This is a genomic window from Ruminiclostridium cellobioparum DSM 1351 = ATCC 15832 (genome assembly GCF_000621505.1).
Taxonomy (GTDB): domain Bacteria; phylum Bacillota; class Clostridia; order Acetivibrionales; family DSM-1351; genus Ruminiclostridium; species Ruminiclostridium cellobioparum.
The window spans coordinates 31278-47469 of record NZ_JHYD01000037.1 but is presented as its reverse complement, the minus strand read 5'-3'; the positions used below and the strand labels follow the sequence as shown (position 1 = coordinate 47469).

Here is a 16192-nt window from a genome sequence, read left to right as displayed (position 1 = left end):
CCTTAAAATGGTAAAACGGATGTCTCAAAAGGAGGGAATTGTAAATAATGGAATACTTATAGTGCGCGAGTACAACTTCGATAAATGGGAAGCTCTGTTAAAAGTACATGCCTGAAATTGTAGGTGAAACACAAGTGTTTTAGCTGACAAATCGGCAGGAAGCCGATTTGAGCAGAACCCAAGACAGGATGTTGAGTGTTCTGCGACAGCTTAAAAATACTTGTGGTGAATCATACAAATTTCAGGTATGTGCTTTGTGAGCAATCCATTTATTGAAGTTGGTATGGGAGCACGATTATCATTTTCCATATATATTTCAATTGTGTCAGTTTTGCGACATCCCCTTCATTATCCTCCCTTACCTTTTCAGCAGCAGAAAAACTGAAAAGATACTCCCTTCCCCAAGTTTTGACTTTACCTTTATATACCCGTTCTGTCTGGTCACTATCTCTCTGGACAGGTACAGACCAATACCTGCTCCGTCCTGCTGCCTGGCGTTGGGACCCCTGTAGAAGCGTTTAAATATATTATTTATCTCCGCTTCTTCAAAACCGGGGCCATTGTCTCTTATATCTATTCTGGCATACATTTCATATTTATAAACATTAATTGCTATTCTGCCGCCATCTCCCGTATACTTGACTGCATTTTCCAGTATGTTTGTAATGGCTTCCGACGTCCACTTGATATCGGCTGTCAGCTTAATATCTTCATCCGGGATGAACTCCATATCCATACCTTTTCTTTCAGCCTTGTGATAAACCTGCTTCAGGGAGGTTAACAGCAATTCATTAACAGAGCTTTCTTCAGGCTTTAATTGAATGATCCCGCTCTCCAGCCGCGACATTTTTATCATGCTTTCCATTAGCCAGTTCAACTTTTCCAGCTGGTTGGAGATATTATTTACATATTCCTGTCTGCTTGATTCATCCAGACACCTATCTTTAAGAAAAGAAATATATAGATTCAGGTTGGACAGGGGATTTTTCAACTGGTGTGCAATATCCGATATCAGGGACTTTATTTCATTTTTTTCCTTCTCGAGTTTGCTGTTCTGCATTTTAAGAATTCCGGAAAGCTTTATTACCTGGGACTGCAGCTTTGAGAGCATATTGTCATCCAGTGCCGAAAATATTTCAGTTTCCCGCATGTCAGTGATGGCAGCTATAACCTCCGACAGCTGCAAAAAGACGTCCTGCATCTGCTTTTTCACCGCTGTGTAGAATATAAAACCGGCAGCCGCTTCAAAGCACATCAGGCAGACATTTATGATGATTTCAATAAAGCTTTTGGAAATTATTATGCCGTAAAACAGGTATACCAGGTTAACACTGATAAACAAAGTTACTATTACGGCTATTTTTTTGTTGAAATTCATGATAACTCTCCATCCTGGCAGCTTTGTAAAACCAATGATACCGGTATTGAATAATACCTACCAGCCTCCCCAGGTATACCCTATACCAAAAACAGTTTTAATATAATAAGGTTTTTTAGGATCCTTTTCAAGTTTCTGCCGGAGCCTTCTCATATTGACACTCAGTGCATTCTCGTCAACAAAGGCTTCATCCACGTCCCACAATTTTTCCAAAATACTCCGGCGGGTGAGAACCTGACCGCTGTTTTTTGTGAGCAGCGTAAGAAGCCTATACTCGGTGGCAGTCAATTTTACTGTTTCATCCGCCCTCTTTACCTGCATCTTATCATAATCAATCAGTATCTCTCCCGAACTGAAAACATTGTTTTCAGTTCTTCCCATTCTCCTTAAAACAGCCTGGATTCTGCGGTACAGCACCTCCAGGGAAAACGGTTTTGCCATGTAATCGTCACAGCCTGACAGAAACCCCCTGACAACCTCCTGTTCGGTATCATTAGCCGTGATAAAGATAATGGGAACCTGTGAAGTTTTTCTGATTTGCTTGCAAAGCTCCAATCCACTTTTATCCGGAAGATTTATGTCAAGTAATATCAGATTAAAGCTCTCAGCCGTAAAATAGGAATACCCCTCAGAATATGTATAACTGCAGGCTACCGAATAATTATTTTTTTCAAGAGCTAATTTTATACCCCTGTTTAGCAGGATATCATCCTCTACAATAAGTATTTTGTCCATTAATCTTTACCCTCGGCGATAAATTTATCTTCGTAATTTATTGTAGCCTAACCCTCAATACTTCTCAACCTTTCGGTAACACTTTGCTTTGATATCAATTTAAAGGTTATTTCCGGTACCGTAAGACATACCGTGAAAATCAATAAAAATGAAACCAGCAGCGCTGTAAATGGAAAGGAATAAACTGCATATGTAGCTTCAGTTTTAAACAACGCAAATAATCCGTATGAGATACCATTGCCTAAAAGTAAAACCAGAATACAGGTTATTGCCGCATACGCCCCCCCTTCAAACAGCAGCATTCTTCTTATTTGTACGGTGGTCATTCCCACACTCTCCAGTACTGCAAGTTCATGCCTTCTGACGTTAATACCGGTTATCATAACATTAACAAAGTTCATTATTCCGATGAAAGCAAGTATCATGGACATTCCTCCTCCGAGAACAAACATTACAAGTTTTGCACCTTTAAACTGTTCAAGCATCTTGATTCTGGAATCCAAAGTAATTTCTCTGTCCCCTCCGGTCAATGCCTGTAATTGGGCTAATACCTCTTTCTCAGCTCCATCTTCAGCCTCAAGTGTAACAGCATATATGACCGGGTCACCGTATAACTGATGCATTTTGGCATTGCTGATATAAATTACTGGAGCAAGCCCCCTGGAACCTTTATATGGCGCATCCTCCGGTATAATTCCTCCCAATTTGGCCATGGTCTTTTTACCGGTATCTTTATCCATGAAAGCAATATCTGATCCAATACTGTATAGTTCCGGCTTGTCAGATGAAAACAGAACTATCTGCCCTTTTTCAAATGCGCCGGTGTCAACAGGTGTTTCAAGCTTTTCATTAAGTTCACTGATATAATCTGTATCAACTCCCACCAGACATGTCCAGAATAAATCAGGATTATTTAAAAACTGTTCCTGGTTATGTGGCGGCAATTTGTACCTTTTTTCCAAATCCGCCATATGCCTGCCGAATATTTCTTCTGAATACTCAACGTTTACCTCATGCATGGATATTTGTCTTATACTGTTGACAGACTTCAGCGATTTCAGTCCGGATAAAAAATCAGTGTCAAATTTCTGCCTGACTGTTGCTCCATATACCGTAGTATTATTGGTTAACCTAAAATCGTTTTTTATATACTCCGAAACAAGATTTTTTACATCCATGCTTTGAACAATTGTATTTACTGCCAGAAAGGTTGTAATACCCAGGAACAGTGATACCAGAACAAGCGCCGCTCTCCTTTTGTCCCTGAAAATATTTTTAAGGGCCATTCTATGAACTTTACCTCCGCCGGTCGACCTGTTTGTATTTCTTTTAAATGTTAGTCCCGTATATCTCATTGCCTCAACCGGAGAAATATTTCCCGCTTTTCCGGCAGGTTTCATACTGCCTATCAGTGTTGTAACCAGGGTAAAAAACGCCGCTCCCATATATATAACCGGGTTAAATGAAACCTTAACTCCAAGGTCGCCGCCTTGAAAATTTAATAAGGAAAGTGCCGTCGGCACCGTAAAAAGTGAAACAAAACCGCCCAGCAGCAGCCCTGCCGGAATTCCGACCACCGTAAGCCGAAATGCCTGTCCCATCACTATTTTGCCCAGCTGTGCCGGTGTTGTGCCTATGGTTTTCAACAGCCCGTAATATCTTATATCCTTTGAGACTGACAGGGATAAAACGTTGTATATCAGCAGGTATCCGCTTGACATTATAATAAATACAATAAAAATCATTGCCAGCAGCGTACCGGTATCAGCCATGCTTCCATTATCATACAAGGGTACGACTTTAAGCTTCTGGTCACCGGAAAGCTTTACATCTCTTTCCAATTCCTTAACCTTGTAATCCATATTATTATCCGATTTAAATACTATAGAGGCGGCACCGGATTTTTGAGGTGACTTTCCCTCTCCTTTCAAAAATTCTTCTGAAACAAGCATGGCTCCGATATTGTCAGAACGCAAATTCATATATTCGGTGTAATAGCCGGATAAAATGAATTTCCGGCTCTTTTCTTCTGAAGTCGTGCCATTTGAGGAAACTCTGTATTTTAAATCTATTTCCATTCCAATTTCAGGTTTATTTATTCCCATTCGTTTAAGAATCCACCCGGCAATCATTATTTCATTGGATTTCTCAGGGTATGAACCCACAATATCACTAACTGTGGGCTTGCGTAAAACCTCCCATTCGGTTTTGTCATACCAGTGAAGCGAAAGTACCATACTCCCCATTTCAGGAGTTTCCGATACATCTGCCGCATTTGCCTGCAAGCCGACTGCCTTAATATAGTCCAGGGTGTGAATCTTTTGTATCTGCCGGTCTGTGGGATAGGTCAGTGCCAAATGCGCAGTTGTGCCCATAGCTCTCAATTGCTGAAGTTTCAATGATTCAACAGTACTCATCCCAATACTGAAAACAGTGGTGAGCAAAAAAGCAGTTAAACCTACGGCAAGTGTGACAAAAGTGTTGCGAAGCCTGTTAGCCCGCATTGTACGTATTGTCAGCTTTTTAACTATGAATTTGTTATTGGTGGGGAATTTCATTTATCTTCACCCCCGGCGATTTTACCGTCTTCCATGCGTATGACCCTGTCAGCCAGCTGCGCAAGTTCCTCGTTATGTGTTATCATAACAATGGTCTGGTTAAATAAGCTGCTGGTCATTTTCAGCAGCCCCACCACTTCAAAGCCTGTTTTGCTGTCAAGGTTTCCGGTAGGTTCATCCGCAAGAATTATTGCCGGCTTGGCGGCAAGGGCTCTGGCCATGGCAACTCTCTGCTGCTGCCCGCCAGAAAGATTATTCGGAAGATTGTTCAGTTTGCCCGACAGCCCCAGAGTTTCAATAATATTTTGGAGATATGTTTTATCAAGGGTTCCGCCGTCAAGCTCAACCGGAAGCGTAATATTCTCATAGACATTGAGAACCGGCACCAGATTGTAATTTTGAAAAACAAAACCTATATTTCTTCTGCGGAAAATTGTCTTTTGTTCATCATTCATTTTAAAGATTTCCCTGCCTGCTACCAAAACAGTTCCGGAAGTAGCATTATCAAGTCCTCCCAGCATATGCAGCAGCGTTGATTTTCCGCTTCCCGAGGAACCCACAACAGCCACAAATTCTCCTTCAACTATTTCCATACTCACTCCATCAAGAGCTTTGACCAGATTTTCGCTGTCACCGTAATACTTCTTCAGATCAATTGTCTGCAAAATACCCATAAATTTTCTACTCCTGTTTCTGCACAAAAAAATTCAGACCATAAACTAGTTTATAGTCTGAATTATAATTTAAAGTTCTTACAATTTAGTGACAAAATTTATTAAATTTATTTTAATAGTCATGTCCAAGATTCAGGGCCTTCATTTCCTCTGGAATCATGTGGTGCTTCTTGGCAGGCAGTACTTTTTTCAGGGCGGTTTCAAAGCTTTCCCTGGACACTATGCCTGTTTTGGCAAGTAATTTCCCTAAAATAATAATGTTGGCGTATGTGAGGTTCCCCATATCCGATGCGATTTGAGTTGCAGGAACTCCGGAAAAATCGATGTCGGTTCTCTTTGGCTTTGCTTCTACCAACGAGCTGTCGGAAATGATCAAACCATCCGGTTCAACCACTTTCTCAAATTTCTCAAGTGAGGGGCCGTTCATAACCACCAGAACATTTGCCGTGTCAAGTATGGGTGAACCCACAGGCTCATCGGATATTACGACACTGCAGTTTGCAGTTCCGCCTCTCATTTCAGGGCCGTAGGACGGAAGCCATGAAACGTATTTTCCTTCCAGCATTCCGGCGTATGCAAGCAATCTGCCTGCCGACAGTATGCCCTGTCCGCCGAAGCCGGCAATAATCAATTCCAACTGTTTCATTATAGCACCTCCAAATCCTTTCCTTTAAAGTTTCCCAAAGGATAGAAGGGCATCATATTCTGCTCAAGCCATTTTAATGAATCAACAGGATTTATGCCCCAGTTTGTAGGACAGGTTGAGAGAACTTCAACTATTGAGAAGCCCTTTTTGGCCTTCTGTACCTGGAAGGCCTTCTTTATTGCCGCTTTCGTTTTGTTTATATTTTTAACGTCATGGACTGAAGTTCTTTCAACATAAACAGCACCTTCAAGTGTGGAAAGCATTTCACAGACTTTAACGGGGTAACCGTGTATTTCAGGCTTTCTGCCGTATGGGGATGTAGTAGTCACCTGATTTAACAGGGTGGTTGGTGCCATCTGGCCCGAGGTCATGCCATAGATGGCATTGTTGACGAAGACAGTTGTAATATTCTCTCCCCTGGTAGCTGCGTGAACGATTTCGGCAGTACCTATTGCAGCAAGGTCTCCGTCTCCCTGATATGTGAATACGTAGTTGTCGGGATGCACTCTCTTTATGCCCGTAGCAACTGCAGGAGCTCTTCCGTGAGCGGCCTGAACGAAATCGCAGTTGAAATATTCATAGTTATTGTAAGCACAGCCAACCGGCGATACGCCTATTGTAGTACCTTCTATTTCAAGTTCGTCTATTACTTCCGCTATTATTCTGTGAATGATTCCGTGTGTACATCCGGGACAATAGTGAAGTGACAGATCTTTTAAAGCATGTGGTTTTTTAAACACCGTTGCCATATAACCTCCATTCCGCTGCTGTGCAGCGATACAATAGTAAGTATTGAAAACCCGCTTGAGGGTTTTATTTTAAAATTTCCTTGATCTTATTAAGAATTTCCTTCTGGCTGGGAACCATACCACCCATACGTCCGTAGAAATGCACCGGACATTTGCCGTTTACTGCTAGACGGACGTCTTCCACCATTTGGCCGGCACTTAATTCAACGCTGAGGAATGCCTTTGGCGTCTCAGCATATTTTTCAAAGGCAGCTGTCGGGAATGGCCAGAGTGTAACAGGACGGATAAGTCCAACCTTAATGCCTTCTTTTTCAGCTGACTTTATAACATTCTTGATGATACGTGCAACAGTACCATAGGCAGTTACTATTATATCGGCATTTTCACAGTTGTAGGTTTCAACGCGCACTTCATTCTGCTCTATTTGCCTGTATTTGGCCTGAAGCTTCAGATTATGTTTTTCAAGCACTTCGGGATTGATATATATGGAAGTTACATTGTTGCTTTCCCTCTGCATTTTTGTTCCCGTGGTAGCCCACTTCTTGTCATCGTGATATATTTCTTCCCTGGCTTTAAATTCTACAGCTTCCATCATCTGTCCCAGCATGCCGTCACCCATGATCATGGTGCAGATCCTGTACCTGTCGGCAATATTAAAGGATTCGACTGTCAATTCGTACAGTTCCTGAACACTGGAAGGAGCAAGCACTACCATCTTGTAGTCCCCGTGTCCCCCGCCCTTGACCGCCTGGAAATAGTCGCACTGTGCCGGTAATATTCCGCCCAGACCAGGTCCGCAGCGTACTATATTGACAATAACGCAGGGAAGCTCGGCACCTGCGATATATGAGATACCTTCCTGTTTGAGGCTGATTCCGGGGCTTGACGAGGATGTAAGCACACGTGCACCTGCTGCTGCAGCTCCGTATACCATATTTATAGCAGCTACTTCACTCTCGGCCTGAACAAATGTACCATTGATTTCAGGCATTTTCTTTGCCATGTAATGCGCTACTTCGGTTTGTGGTGTTATGGGATATCCGAAATAATGTTTGCAGCCGGCTCTTAAGGCGGCTTCTGCAATAACTTCGTTACCCTTCATTAATAATTTTTCAGACATTTTTTATCCTCCCAAATAAATTCTCAACATTTCAAAACACGGGGAACTGCATGTTTGCAGCATTGTGTACCGCCGCGCTTTATTTTTCGACCTCAATGACGCAATCAGGACAAATGGTGGCACAGAAAGCACAGCCGATGCATTTTTCCATTTCGTCCACACCTGCAGGATGAAAGCCCTTCTGATTCAATTTGTCGGATTTCATTATGACAATTTTTTTGGGACATACTGTTACACAAAGCTTGCAACCCTTGCATCTTTCCTCATGGAATATTACTTTTGCCATTGTCAAAACCTCACTTGTATTTGATTTAAATAATAAATTTAAATAATTGATTTGAAATTATTTACTGATTTATTTACTGATTTAACGAACTAAAACTATTGTTTATTATAAAACTCTTTACTTGTATTTGCAAGTCAATTACTAGCAGCTGAAAGCCGACAGCAATTGACTTTGATAAAAATCAGTCCGGCAATTCTTTGAACCTGTCCCCGCTGTATCCCGAGAGCTCCATGATCAGCTGCTGCAAAGTTTTGCCCTGATTTTTCAAATCATCTATATAAACATCTGCCGCTATCCTTCCACGCCGGAGAATGATAGCCCTGTCAAGAAAATTTTCTATTTCATTGACATGGTGGGTGCTGACAAGAATGGTCTCTAATAAGCCCATTAGTCACAACAGCTGAAAAAGGGGTTGAAAAGAGCATATACCCTGTCAGTATGCTGATAAGCTGGAAACATATGAGCATGAGCAGATAAATAAGGCCCGGTATGACTTTGGAGAAATAAATGGCCGACCTGCCGTCAGGAATTGCCATAAGCGTATAGATGCCCTGCTGCCTGAATAATCGGACAGAATACTGTAAACACATCCCGCAAGAGTTGATGTAAAACCAATATAAAATGCCAAGGATACACCCGAAAGTGCTATCAGCTTTTCAAAGGGTATATACCTGTCGGCGGGATAATCCCCGGCCGTTATGTAAAGGAGCATGTTCTGCGCCACGATGAGCAGTAAACACTCAAGCAATACAAGCCTGGAAATAAACCCGAACTGGAAATTTATCAATTTATACAACTTCTTCATATATTCACCCCGCTTGTATTATAGCTATAATACACTAATCCGTTATATATCCCATTTATCCGTTATAAGGCGGATTACTTTTTTATAGGACAGGTTTACTTCTCTGGCCGCAGAAATAAAGTCACTGACCAGAGACTCGGTAAGCTCAGACTCGATCCTGGAATATATTTGATCATTTATGCAGATTACGCTGCCCACATTTGTGCTGGTGACAATAAATCCCTCGTCCTCCATCAGTTTGTATGCCTTCTGGGCGGTATTGGGATTGATGTTCAAGGCGGCGGCCAGCTCACGTCTTGAAGGGAGCCCGGTGCCGTTTTCCGCATGCCCCAGCAGTATTTTCTTTTTTACATAATTAGATATTTGTATATATACAGGATCCTTGTTATTTAGTATCAGTCCTGAAAAATCCAACACTGCCAGGTCACCTCCGCCATCCAGGTGTATTATACCACTAATACACCTGGATGTAAATAATTAATGCACTTACTTGCAAACAATGACACCATTTTGCCTGTACAAATTCCGCAGTCAATTCAATTGCCTCCCATACGCCCCCACTGACCCTTACTGATAAATTCCCCGGCTCTGTTTTCTGCATTTTCCACCATTTCTGCATCATAGCCGAGAATTTTCAGCAGCTTTATGGCATTGCGCGTAGAAGCCTGTCCAGGATAGATTTTATAATCAAAGGCAATCTTCTCCTGGTCAAAAAACTCCTGAAAATGATAATTGTCCACCCTGTCATTTAATATCTGGGCCAGCTCTATATCATGTGTGGCGCACAGGCAAATACAGTTGCTCTGTGAAATATAAGCCACTATTTCGGAAGAAGCCGCTATCCTCTCAATTGTATTGGTTCCCCTGAGCACCTCATCAATGACACAGAGGACGGGAATGTCAGGATTAATACCCTGAAGGATGCGTTTTAACGACTTTATTTCAACAATATAATAACTCTCCTTTGCCTCCAGATTGTCATTAAGTGCCATTGAGCTGTATATATTGAAAAAGCAGGAGCTGTATTCCTTTGCCAGACAGGTGCAGATGGTCTGGGCGAATATGGCATTTATGGCTGCCGACTTTAAGAAGGTCGACTTTCCTGAAGCATTTGAACCTGTGATAAGTACTGATTTTAATGTATCAAAGCTGTTTGCCGCCGGATTATCTATCAGCGGGTGGTATAATTCTGTAAAATGAAATTTTTTATTGTTGTTTTGGTCATTATTTATGCAATTTATTGTATTGCAAAGTTCGAGTTCAGGCAGCGTATAATATTCGAGGCTATCCCTGTATGAAGCGACAGCTATAAGGCTTTCAAGTTCGCCCAATGTCTCATAAATGGTCTTCAGCTCTCCTCTGTACTTCTCGATCAGCCTGAAAATACTGTGATAGGCAATGGGTTCACCCAGAAAGAATATTTTGATAATCTCAAAAAAATAATTCTCAGTTGTATAGAACATAAAAAAGAAAGTGTTAAGGCTGATGCCTTTGATCCTGTTTGTACACTTTTTCAATTTTTCTGTATAGGACCCGATTTGCCCATAGGGCAGCCTGGCAATCCTTTTCGCGGTACCGATCATGTTTACCAGGTAACCCAGCGCCTGCAAATGACCGACTATCTGATCCCTTGCTTTGAAATACATTGATATATTCAAGGCCATTGATATGAAAAACAGGACAACGGCAGGAGGATAAACAGCTGCTGCAAAAGGTGTAACAATAAAAGCAGCGGATAAAATTTTATAGAACAGTCCGCTTTTTCCAAGACCCTTTCTTTTTCCGCTTATGTATTCGAATAAATTTAAGAATCTCAGCTTTCCCAATTGGGACAGCAATATCTGTATTTTTTCTCTTTCGGTGTCATTGCAGCGGAAGTACTCGATCATATCGTTTCTGTTCCGCAATATTTCCTTATCGTATTGAAGCTCTCTAAGAGTCTTGTACAGATATTCCTCACCAATATCGGTCTGCGTGTTATTGATTCTGGAAAAAACCCTGTTCATATCAAGGTCGTTCCAGGTTATATCATCTATATAAAATTTTTCACTGTTTTCTTTGACATTGTTAAAATAGCTGCCGATAGAGATATAATCATTGGGGGTGCACTCTTTTGCGGGTTTCTTTCCCCATTGGGACTGTACATTCTTCCGGCATTTCCTGTCATGTGCGACTTTCCCGTAAGCACTGAAAATAATATAACCCGCTATAACCGCTAAAAAGAAATATAAAACCATCATGATATATTACCTCCATTATGGAAGCTCAGGTATCAAATGGGCTCCCCTTGCCGCCCTCAGCCCCTGTTCCAGGGCAGGTGAATCTGCTTCCTCAGCGGCAGCAGCTCGGAACCGCTGAGCCTGCTGCTTTCAAGACGGCTTATGACCCCTTCCAGACCTGCTGTTATACTCAGTGGAATGCCGAGCTTTTCAGACACCTCAAAAATTATTCCATTGCCTTCAAGAATAATTTCAGGAGTGGTCTCCTCAAGAAGGTTGCTGTTGTTGATAAGCCTGGTGACCTTGATATTGGCACTGTCTTCTACCAGCGCTATCATCTCAAGAATTTTTTCAGGAGTATCGGTCATACCCCTCCTTGTGTTGATGACAAAAAACATTTCATAATCATCACTGAGTATTTCCTCTTTAAACCTGGATACCGCCTTCGCCCCCAGGTCATCTCCTCCCACATCCAGAACGGCCTTGTACTCCTTTTTCTGAAAGAGGGAGTATATTTCGGACGGTATGGCCGGAACATCCACATTGGTATTTGCATACATGGGCAGAATAACCCAGATGTTGTTCTTTTCCAGTTCTTCCCTTGCATCGGCTGTCCTGAAATAGGGATTTACTATATCAAAGTCCACTATTGCGGTCTTATAATGGGCCTCTGCAAGCTTCAGGGCATAATTGACCGCAACTTCGGTCTTTCCGCTCCCGAAATGGCCGGTAAATATATTTATACGCTTCTCAAACATGCTGTTTCTCCCATTCGATAATATCCTTTATAACTTCACCGGCTATGATCAAACCCATAACCGACGGTACAAAAGGCAGACTTCCCGGAATCTGGTGCTTGACAGTGCATTTTCTGGTAGACCCCTTCGGGCAGATGCACCCTGCGCTGCAGCTGGAGCTTTCAGTTTCAACGGGCTTGCGCGGCTCCTCCTTTGAGTACACCACCTTGAGCTTCTTTATTCCCCTTAAGCGCAATTCCTTCCTGACCACCTTTGCCAGAGGATCCACCGAAGTTTTATATATATCCGACACCTCAAACTTTGTGGGGTCAAGCTTGTTTCCTGCTCCCATTGCGCTTATTACCGGTATCCCCAGCTCATTCGCCCTTACGACAAGGTCAATTTTTGCTGTCACGGTATCTATGGCATCCACAATATAGTCGCAGCTTTTATCCAGTATCTCTTCGGCCACCTCCGGCATATAAAACTTCTGTATAATTGTAACCTCACACCTGGGGTTAATTTCCAGAACTCTGTCCCTCATAGCTTCAACCTTGGGTTTTCCCACCGTTTTCCTTGTTGCGTGCAGCTGCCTGTTCAGATTTGTAAGGCAGACACAGTCGTCATCTATGAGTATAATTTTTCCCAGCCCGCATCTGACCAGAGCCTCGACGGTGTATGAGCCCACACCCCCTACGCCAAAAACTGCAACCTTGCTGTTTTGCAGCTTCTCAAGGCCTTCTTTTCCTATTATCAATTCATTTCTTGAAAATTCATTCAGCATACAATTGCTCCATTTTATTCTATAAAAATTAAATTCTTGTTTATGTAGAATTATTAAGAAACTCTACAGTTGTTATTTTATCAGGTTAATTGAACCGTATTCCTTCTGTGGCTTTGCAGACTTCGACCATTCTTTTTGCCGAAATAACCGCCCTTTTCACAGCGTTTTCATCCTCCCTGGCAGGTCTCATGGCACATACCCCGTGGTGCCCGCAGTCATCGTCAATATACCCGTCCCCCACAATTATCATACCGTTGACCAGCATCATATCGTGCATTGCCTTCAGAGCAGCTTCCTGTCCGCCGAATCTTGCATTTCCTACGCTGACTCCAAGCCCTACCTTATTATAAAACCACTTGTTCACTCTGGCTTTTCTTGTTTTATCAAACATCGCCTTGAGCTGTGCCGATACGCTTCCAAAGTATACGGGGCTTCCAATCACAATGCCGTCGGCTTTTTTCATAAGCTCAAAAGCTTCTTCCAGTGAAGTGCCTTTGTAGCAGCTGCCTGTACACGGATTTGAGCACACCGTACAGTATCCGCACTTCTGCTCACCCATTATTTTTCCTATATCCAGTAAAATAGTCCGTGCTCCGAGCTTTGAACATTCCTCAAGCACCCTGCCTGTGAGAAAGCTTGTATTTCCCTCCATGTTCGGGCTGCCGTTGAGTCCAACAATATACACTTAACATCACTCCAAAAGAAAAAAATATGCGTACTTCTAAAAGAATACACCAATTGGTTGATGAAAACAAGTTGTCCTGCTTGTATTAACCTGTATTAAGCCTTATTGGACGGGTAAATAAAAAGAAATTATTCATTTTATGACCTTTCGAGAGTTCAAATCAAACAGCAGGGATTTTTTTATTGCCTTTTCTGCTCCGTCCTTTGCCCTGATTTCCCGGCTGAGTTCAAAGGTATGGTTATCCCGCCATTTTACAAAATCAAAACTATATACATACAACCCACTTATCAAATATTTTTTATCCCTGGCCATATCCCTGCTGCTGTCAAATATCTGTTTGTTATCCCTGCAGTTAAAAACTATAACATTGTCTTCCTCGTTGCAGGGAATATTCTGCTGACTGGCAGAATACCAGCAGGCATTATATTTTCCGTCAGGTGTTATTGCAAAACCTTTAAAAACTCCAACATCATAATGGATTTTTTCCAGGTGGGAGTTCTCCAGGTCGTAGGAATACAGAGTTGTACGGTAAAACCTGTCTTCATTTTTTCCCTCCACGGCAAAGTAAAGCCTCTTCATTTTCTCATTCAGCAGCATATGCTTTATATCATATCCGTTTCGGTACTTTTCCCTGAATCCGAAGATATTTCTTATCTCCTTCATTTGAAAAGCATCGATATTGCCGGTTACCGGTCTGCCGCCAAGCTTATAGTCAAGCTTCAGCGTAACAAGACCATAGTTGTCTTCGGTCAGATACACCTTTAAATCCAGTTTTGCCGCATTATTGGATACATTTATTTTTTCCTGCCTTCTCGCAGTACGTTCATTCTGAATTTTAACGGAATCCCTTTCATCAAAGGACCTGGTCTGAGGACCGGAACTGTCCGGGCTTATTTTATGTGAATAGGCACTGTTATTAATATTGGCCTGGGACTTGCTGAATAAAATAGTCCCGCTGACCAAAACTGAAATCATAACCACATATAGGATCGATAGATATAGTCTTTTCATAAATACCTCCCATCCAAAAATATCTATATTGTATTTTATACAAAAATAGAAAATGTATTTACAATAAATATTCCTGGTGTGTTTTCAAGGTATTTTAAAAGCCCGGTAATTTGAAAATTATCTCAGAAAGGCATCAATAGCCAGCAGGAAGACACCTGTGAAGACGGATGTGAAACCGTTTAAACCAAGAAGAATCAACCGTGTCCCTTCATCCGTTATTTCGCCTTTGTCATGTTTTGGTTCTGCTGCATCAACCACAGTGGTTCTATTCTGGTTTTTGGATATTATGATCACAATCCCTGCTAAAACCAGAACAAGTCCTATCAGAAAAAGTGTCTCAATAAAATTGTAACTAATCCTTAGTGAAATCAGATATCCTGCCAGACAAAAAAGTACAGATAGAACAGCACTGTATGCCAGGGTTAAAATACTCTTGAGCTTCAATTTGCCCATATGTCTACCCTCTTTCCTATTCGAGCTGAAATATTCTTTTGGCGTTTTCGTTAAAAATCAGTCTTTTCTGACTTATATCAAGGTTAAAATTCATAATCCTTTTTAAATCATGTATGGGACTTCCCCAGGGAAAATCCGACCCGAATATAATCCTGTCAGCACCGATTTCATTTATTATTGAAGTAACTTCACCATCATCAAGCCAGCTTGGTTCATTGACATTCAATATTTCAGGATAACCGGTTATGACAATCGATGTATCCAGATAAACGTTTTTATATTTTTTTGAAACTTCCAGACACTGTTCAACACTGCCGTCGGCCATGTGCGCGAGAATTATCGGCAGGTCGGGATATCTTTCAATAACCGGCAATATACATTCAAAATCAGAATATTCATTTAATCTGGCATTGGAAACACGTCCACAGTGGATTAATATTGCAAAACGCTTTTCATTGCAGCTTCCATAAAGTTTTTGCATCCTTTCATCCCTGACGTCAAACCCCTGAGCCATAGGATGAAGTTTTATGCCTCTGGCACCCATATTTATATAGTTTTCAAGGTGTTCCACCAATATTCCTTCCATTTCCGGATGAAAACTTACCAGGGGAATTAATTTTCCGCATGAATTTTTTCCAGTTTCCAGTGTCCAAAGATTGTTTTGATGAATTATCCTGGGCGGAGCGAAGTTAACCATTACAGTGCGGTCTATTCCACCCGTCTTCATATTGTCCAGAACATTGTCAATTGTTCCGTTTCCCGGATTTGTGAACTCAATATCATAAAGCTTGTTAAAGGAAGATATTATCCTTCCCGCTATTTCATCACTGGCGAAAGTGTGTACATGACTGTCAATAATCTCTATGCCGCTTATCATTTTTCCCTCTGGATCTGCTGTACCGTAGCTATATAATCCCGGTGGCCTGTCACATTTTAGACATTACAGCCCACTTGTATGTTTTATTATTTTTAATATAACTCAAGTTTTTTATAAAATCAATATAAAAGCAGTATATTGTATACACATTTTATAAAATCATATTACAGGCATATTATCAGGAATTAATGTAATAATAACTTTGAAATAAAATAACAGGAGGTAATTTATGAGAGCATCTGTAGATCAGGATGGCTGCATCAGCTGTGAATTATGCGTTTCCATATGTCCGTCGGTATTCAGCATGAACGAGGACAACAAGGCCGAAACCATTGAAGACGATATCGCCGAAGAGTTTGAACAGGATGCTGAAGACGCCAGAGACGGCTGTCCTGTAAGCGTTATAGATTTGGAACAATAGAATAGATTGATACCACAAGGTAAAATCCACCCTTCATAGCATCCGGGTGGATTT

General features: G+C 41.6%; 19 protein-coding genes. 1 reads left to right on the top strand and 18 read right to left on the bottom strand.

All coding sequences use genetic code 11. The features are described from left to right. Positions 1 to 358: 358 nt before the first annotated feature. The 18 genes from T344_RS0114280 to T344_RS0114195 all read right to left on the bottom strand — a co-directional run bounded on the left by T344_RS0114280 (position 359) and on the right by T344_RS0114195 (position 15717). Positions 359 to 1378, bottom strand: coding sequence for a sensor histidine kinase (locus T344_RS0114280; protein ID WP_027629277.1), 1020 nt, complete (start codon positions 1376 to 1378; stop codon positions 359 to 361). Between the two features lie 57 nt (positions 1379 to 1435). Continuing rightward, positions 1436 to 2113 (bottom strand): response regulator transcription factor, encoded by a 678-nt coding sequence (locus T344_RS0114275; RefSeq protein ID WP_027629276.1) that lies wholly within the window; start codon positions 2111 to 2113, stop codon positions 1436 to 1438. Between the two features lie 47 nt (positions 2114 to 2160). Next, a complete protein-coding gene (locus tag T344_RS0114270) occupies positions 2161 to 4671 on the bottom strand; it encodes an ABC transporter permease (protein WP_027629275.1) in 2511 nt (836 codons plus the stop codon). Next, on the bottom strand, positions 4668 to 5345 hold the full coding sequence (locus T344_RS0114265) for an ABC transporter ATP-binding protein (RefSeq protein ID WP_027629274.1): 678 nt from the start codon (positions 5343 to 5345) through the stop codon (positions 4668 to 4670). The genes T344_RS0114270 and T344_RS0114265 overlap by 4 nt, the downstream gene beginning before the upstream one ends. Before the next feature lie 112 nt (positions 5346 to 5457). After that, positions 5458 to 5991: a 2-oxoacid:acceptor oxidoreductase family protein gene (locus T344_RS0114260; protein ID WP_004628234.1), complete on the bottom strand. Its 534-nt coding sequence runs from the start codon at positions 5989 to 5991 to the stop codon at positions 5458 to 5460. Continuing rightward, a complete protein-coding gene (locus T344_RS0114255) occupies positions 5991 to 6740 on the bottom strand; it encodes a thiamine pyrophosphate-dependent enzyme (protein WP_027629273.1) in 750 nt (249 codons plus the stop codon). The genes T344_RS0114260 and T344_RS0114255 overlap by 1 nt, the downstream gene beginning before the upstream one ends. A gap of 64 nt (positions 6741 to 6804) precedes the next feature. Further along, positions 6805 to 7860 (bottom strand): 3-methyl-2-oxobutanoate dehydrogenase subunit VorB, encoded by a 1056-nt coding sequence (locus T344_RS0114250; RefSeq protein ID WP_027629272.1) that lies wholly within the window; start codon positions 7858 to 7860, stop codon positions 6805 to 6807. A 79-nt stretch (positions 7861 to 7939) separates the two neighbouring features. Beyond that, positions 7940 to 8146 carry a 4Fe-4S dicluster domain-containing protein gene (locus T344_RS0114245; RefSeq protein ID WP_004628251.1) on the bottom strand — a complete coding sequence of 69 codons (207 nt, stop codon included), beginning with the start codon at positions 8144 to 8146 and terminating at the stop codon, positions 7940 to 7942. Between the two features lie 181 nt (positions 8147 to 8327). After that, positions 8328 to 8534 carry an ATP-binding cassette domain-containing protein gene (locus T344_RS0114240; RefSeq protein WP_027629271.1) on the bottom strand — a complete coding sequence of 69 codons (207 nt, stop codon included), beginning with the start codon at positions 8532 to 8534 and terminating at the stop codon, positions 8328 to 8330. Between the two features lie 45 nt (positions 8535 to 8579). Further along, the gene (locus T344_RS0114235) at positions 8580 to 8951 is read right to left on the bottom strand and encodes a hypothetical protein (RefSeq protein WP_027629270.1); all 372 of its coding nucleotides are present in this window, start codon (positions 8949 to 8951) and stop codon (positions 8580 to 8582) included. 42 nt (positions 8952 to 8993) lie between these two features. Further along, positions 8994 to 9368 carry a GntR family transcriptional regulator gene (locus T344_RS0114230; protein ID WP_004628366.1) on the bottom strand — a complete coding sequence of 125 codons (375 nt, stop codon included), beginning with the start codon at positions 9366 to 9368 and terminating at the stop codon, positions 8994 to 8996. Between the two features lie 119 nt (positions 9369 to 9487). After that, a complete protein-coding gene (locus T344_RS0114225; protein WP_027629269.1) occupies positions 9488 to 11191 on the bottom strand; it encodes a MutS-related protein in 1704 nt (567 codons plus the stop codon). Positions 11192 to 11247: 56 nt separating this feature from the next. Further along, positions 11248 to 11928 (bottom strand): ATP synthase, encoded by a 681-nt coding sequence (locus T344_RS0114220; protein WP_027629268.1) that lies wholly within the window; start codon positions 11926 to 11928, stop codon positions 11248 to 11250. After that, complete coding sequence (locus T344_RS0114215; protein ID WP_027629267.1) at positions 11921 to 12691, bottom strand: tRNA threonylcarbamoyladenosine dehydratase; 771 nt, start codon at positions 12689 to 12691, stop codon at positions 11921 to 11923. Before T344_RS0114215 ends, T344_RS0114220 begins: the two co-directional genes overlap by 8 nt. An 85-nt stretch (positions 12692 to 12776) precedes the next feature. Continuing rightward, positions 12777 to 13376: a flavodoxin family protein gene (locus T344_RS0114210; protein ID WP_027629266.1), complete on the bottom strand. Its 600-nt coding sequence runs from the start codon at positions 13374 to 13376 to the stop codon at positions 12777 to 12779. Between the two features lie 132 nt (positions 13377 to 13508). Then, positions 13509 to 14387, bottom strand: coding sequence for a hypothetical protein (locus T344_RS0114205; protein WP_027629265.1), 879 nt, complete (start codon positions 14385 to 14387; stop codon positions 13509 to 13511). Positions 14388 to 14504: 117 nt separating this feature from the next. Then, a complete protein-coding gene (locus tag T344_RS0114200) occupies positions 14505 to 14840 on the bottom strand; it encodes a hypothetical protein (protein WP_027629264.1) in 336 nt (111 codons plus the stop codon). A 16-nt stretch (positions 14841 to 14856) separates the two neighbouring features. After that, positions 14857 to 15717 carry an amidohydrolase family protein gene (locus T344_RS0114195; protein ID WP_027629263.1) on the bottom strand — a complete coding sequence of 287 codons (861 nt, stop codon included), beginning with the start codon at positions 15715 to 15717 and terminating at the stop codon, positions 14857 to 14859. A gap of 229 nt (positions 15718 to 15946) precedes the next feature. On the opposite strand from T344_RS0114195, the gene T344_RS0114190 reads away from it, so the two are divergent. Next, positions 15947 to 16138: a ferredoxin gene (locus T344_RS0114190; protein WP_027629262.1), complete on the top strand. Its 192-nt coding sequence runs from the start codon at positions 15947 to 15949 to the stop codon at positions 16136 to 16138. Positions 16139 to 16192: the final 54 nt, after the last annotated feature.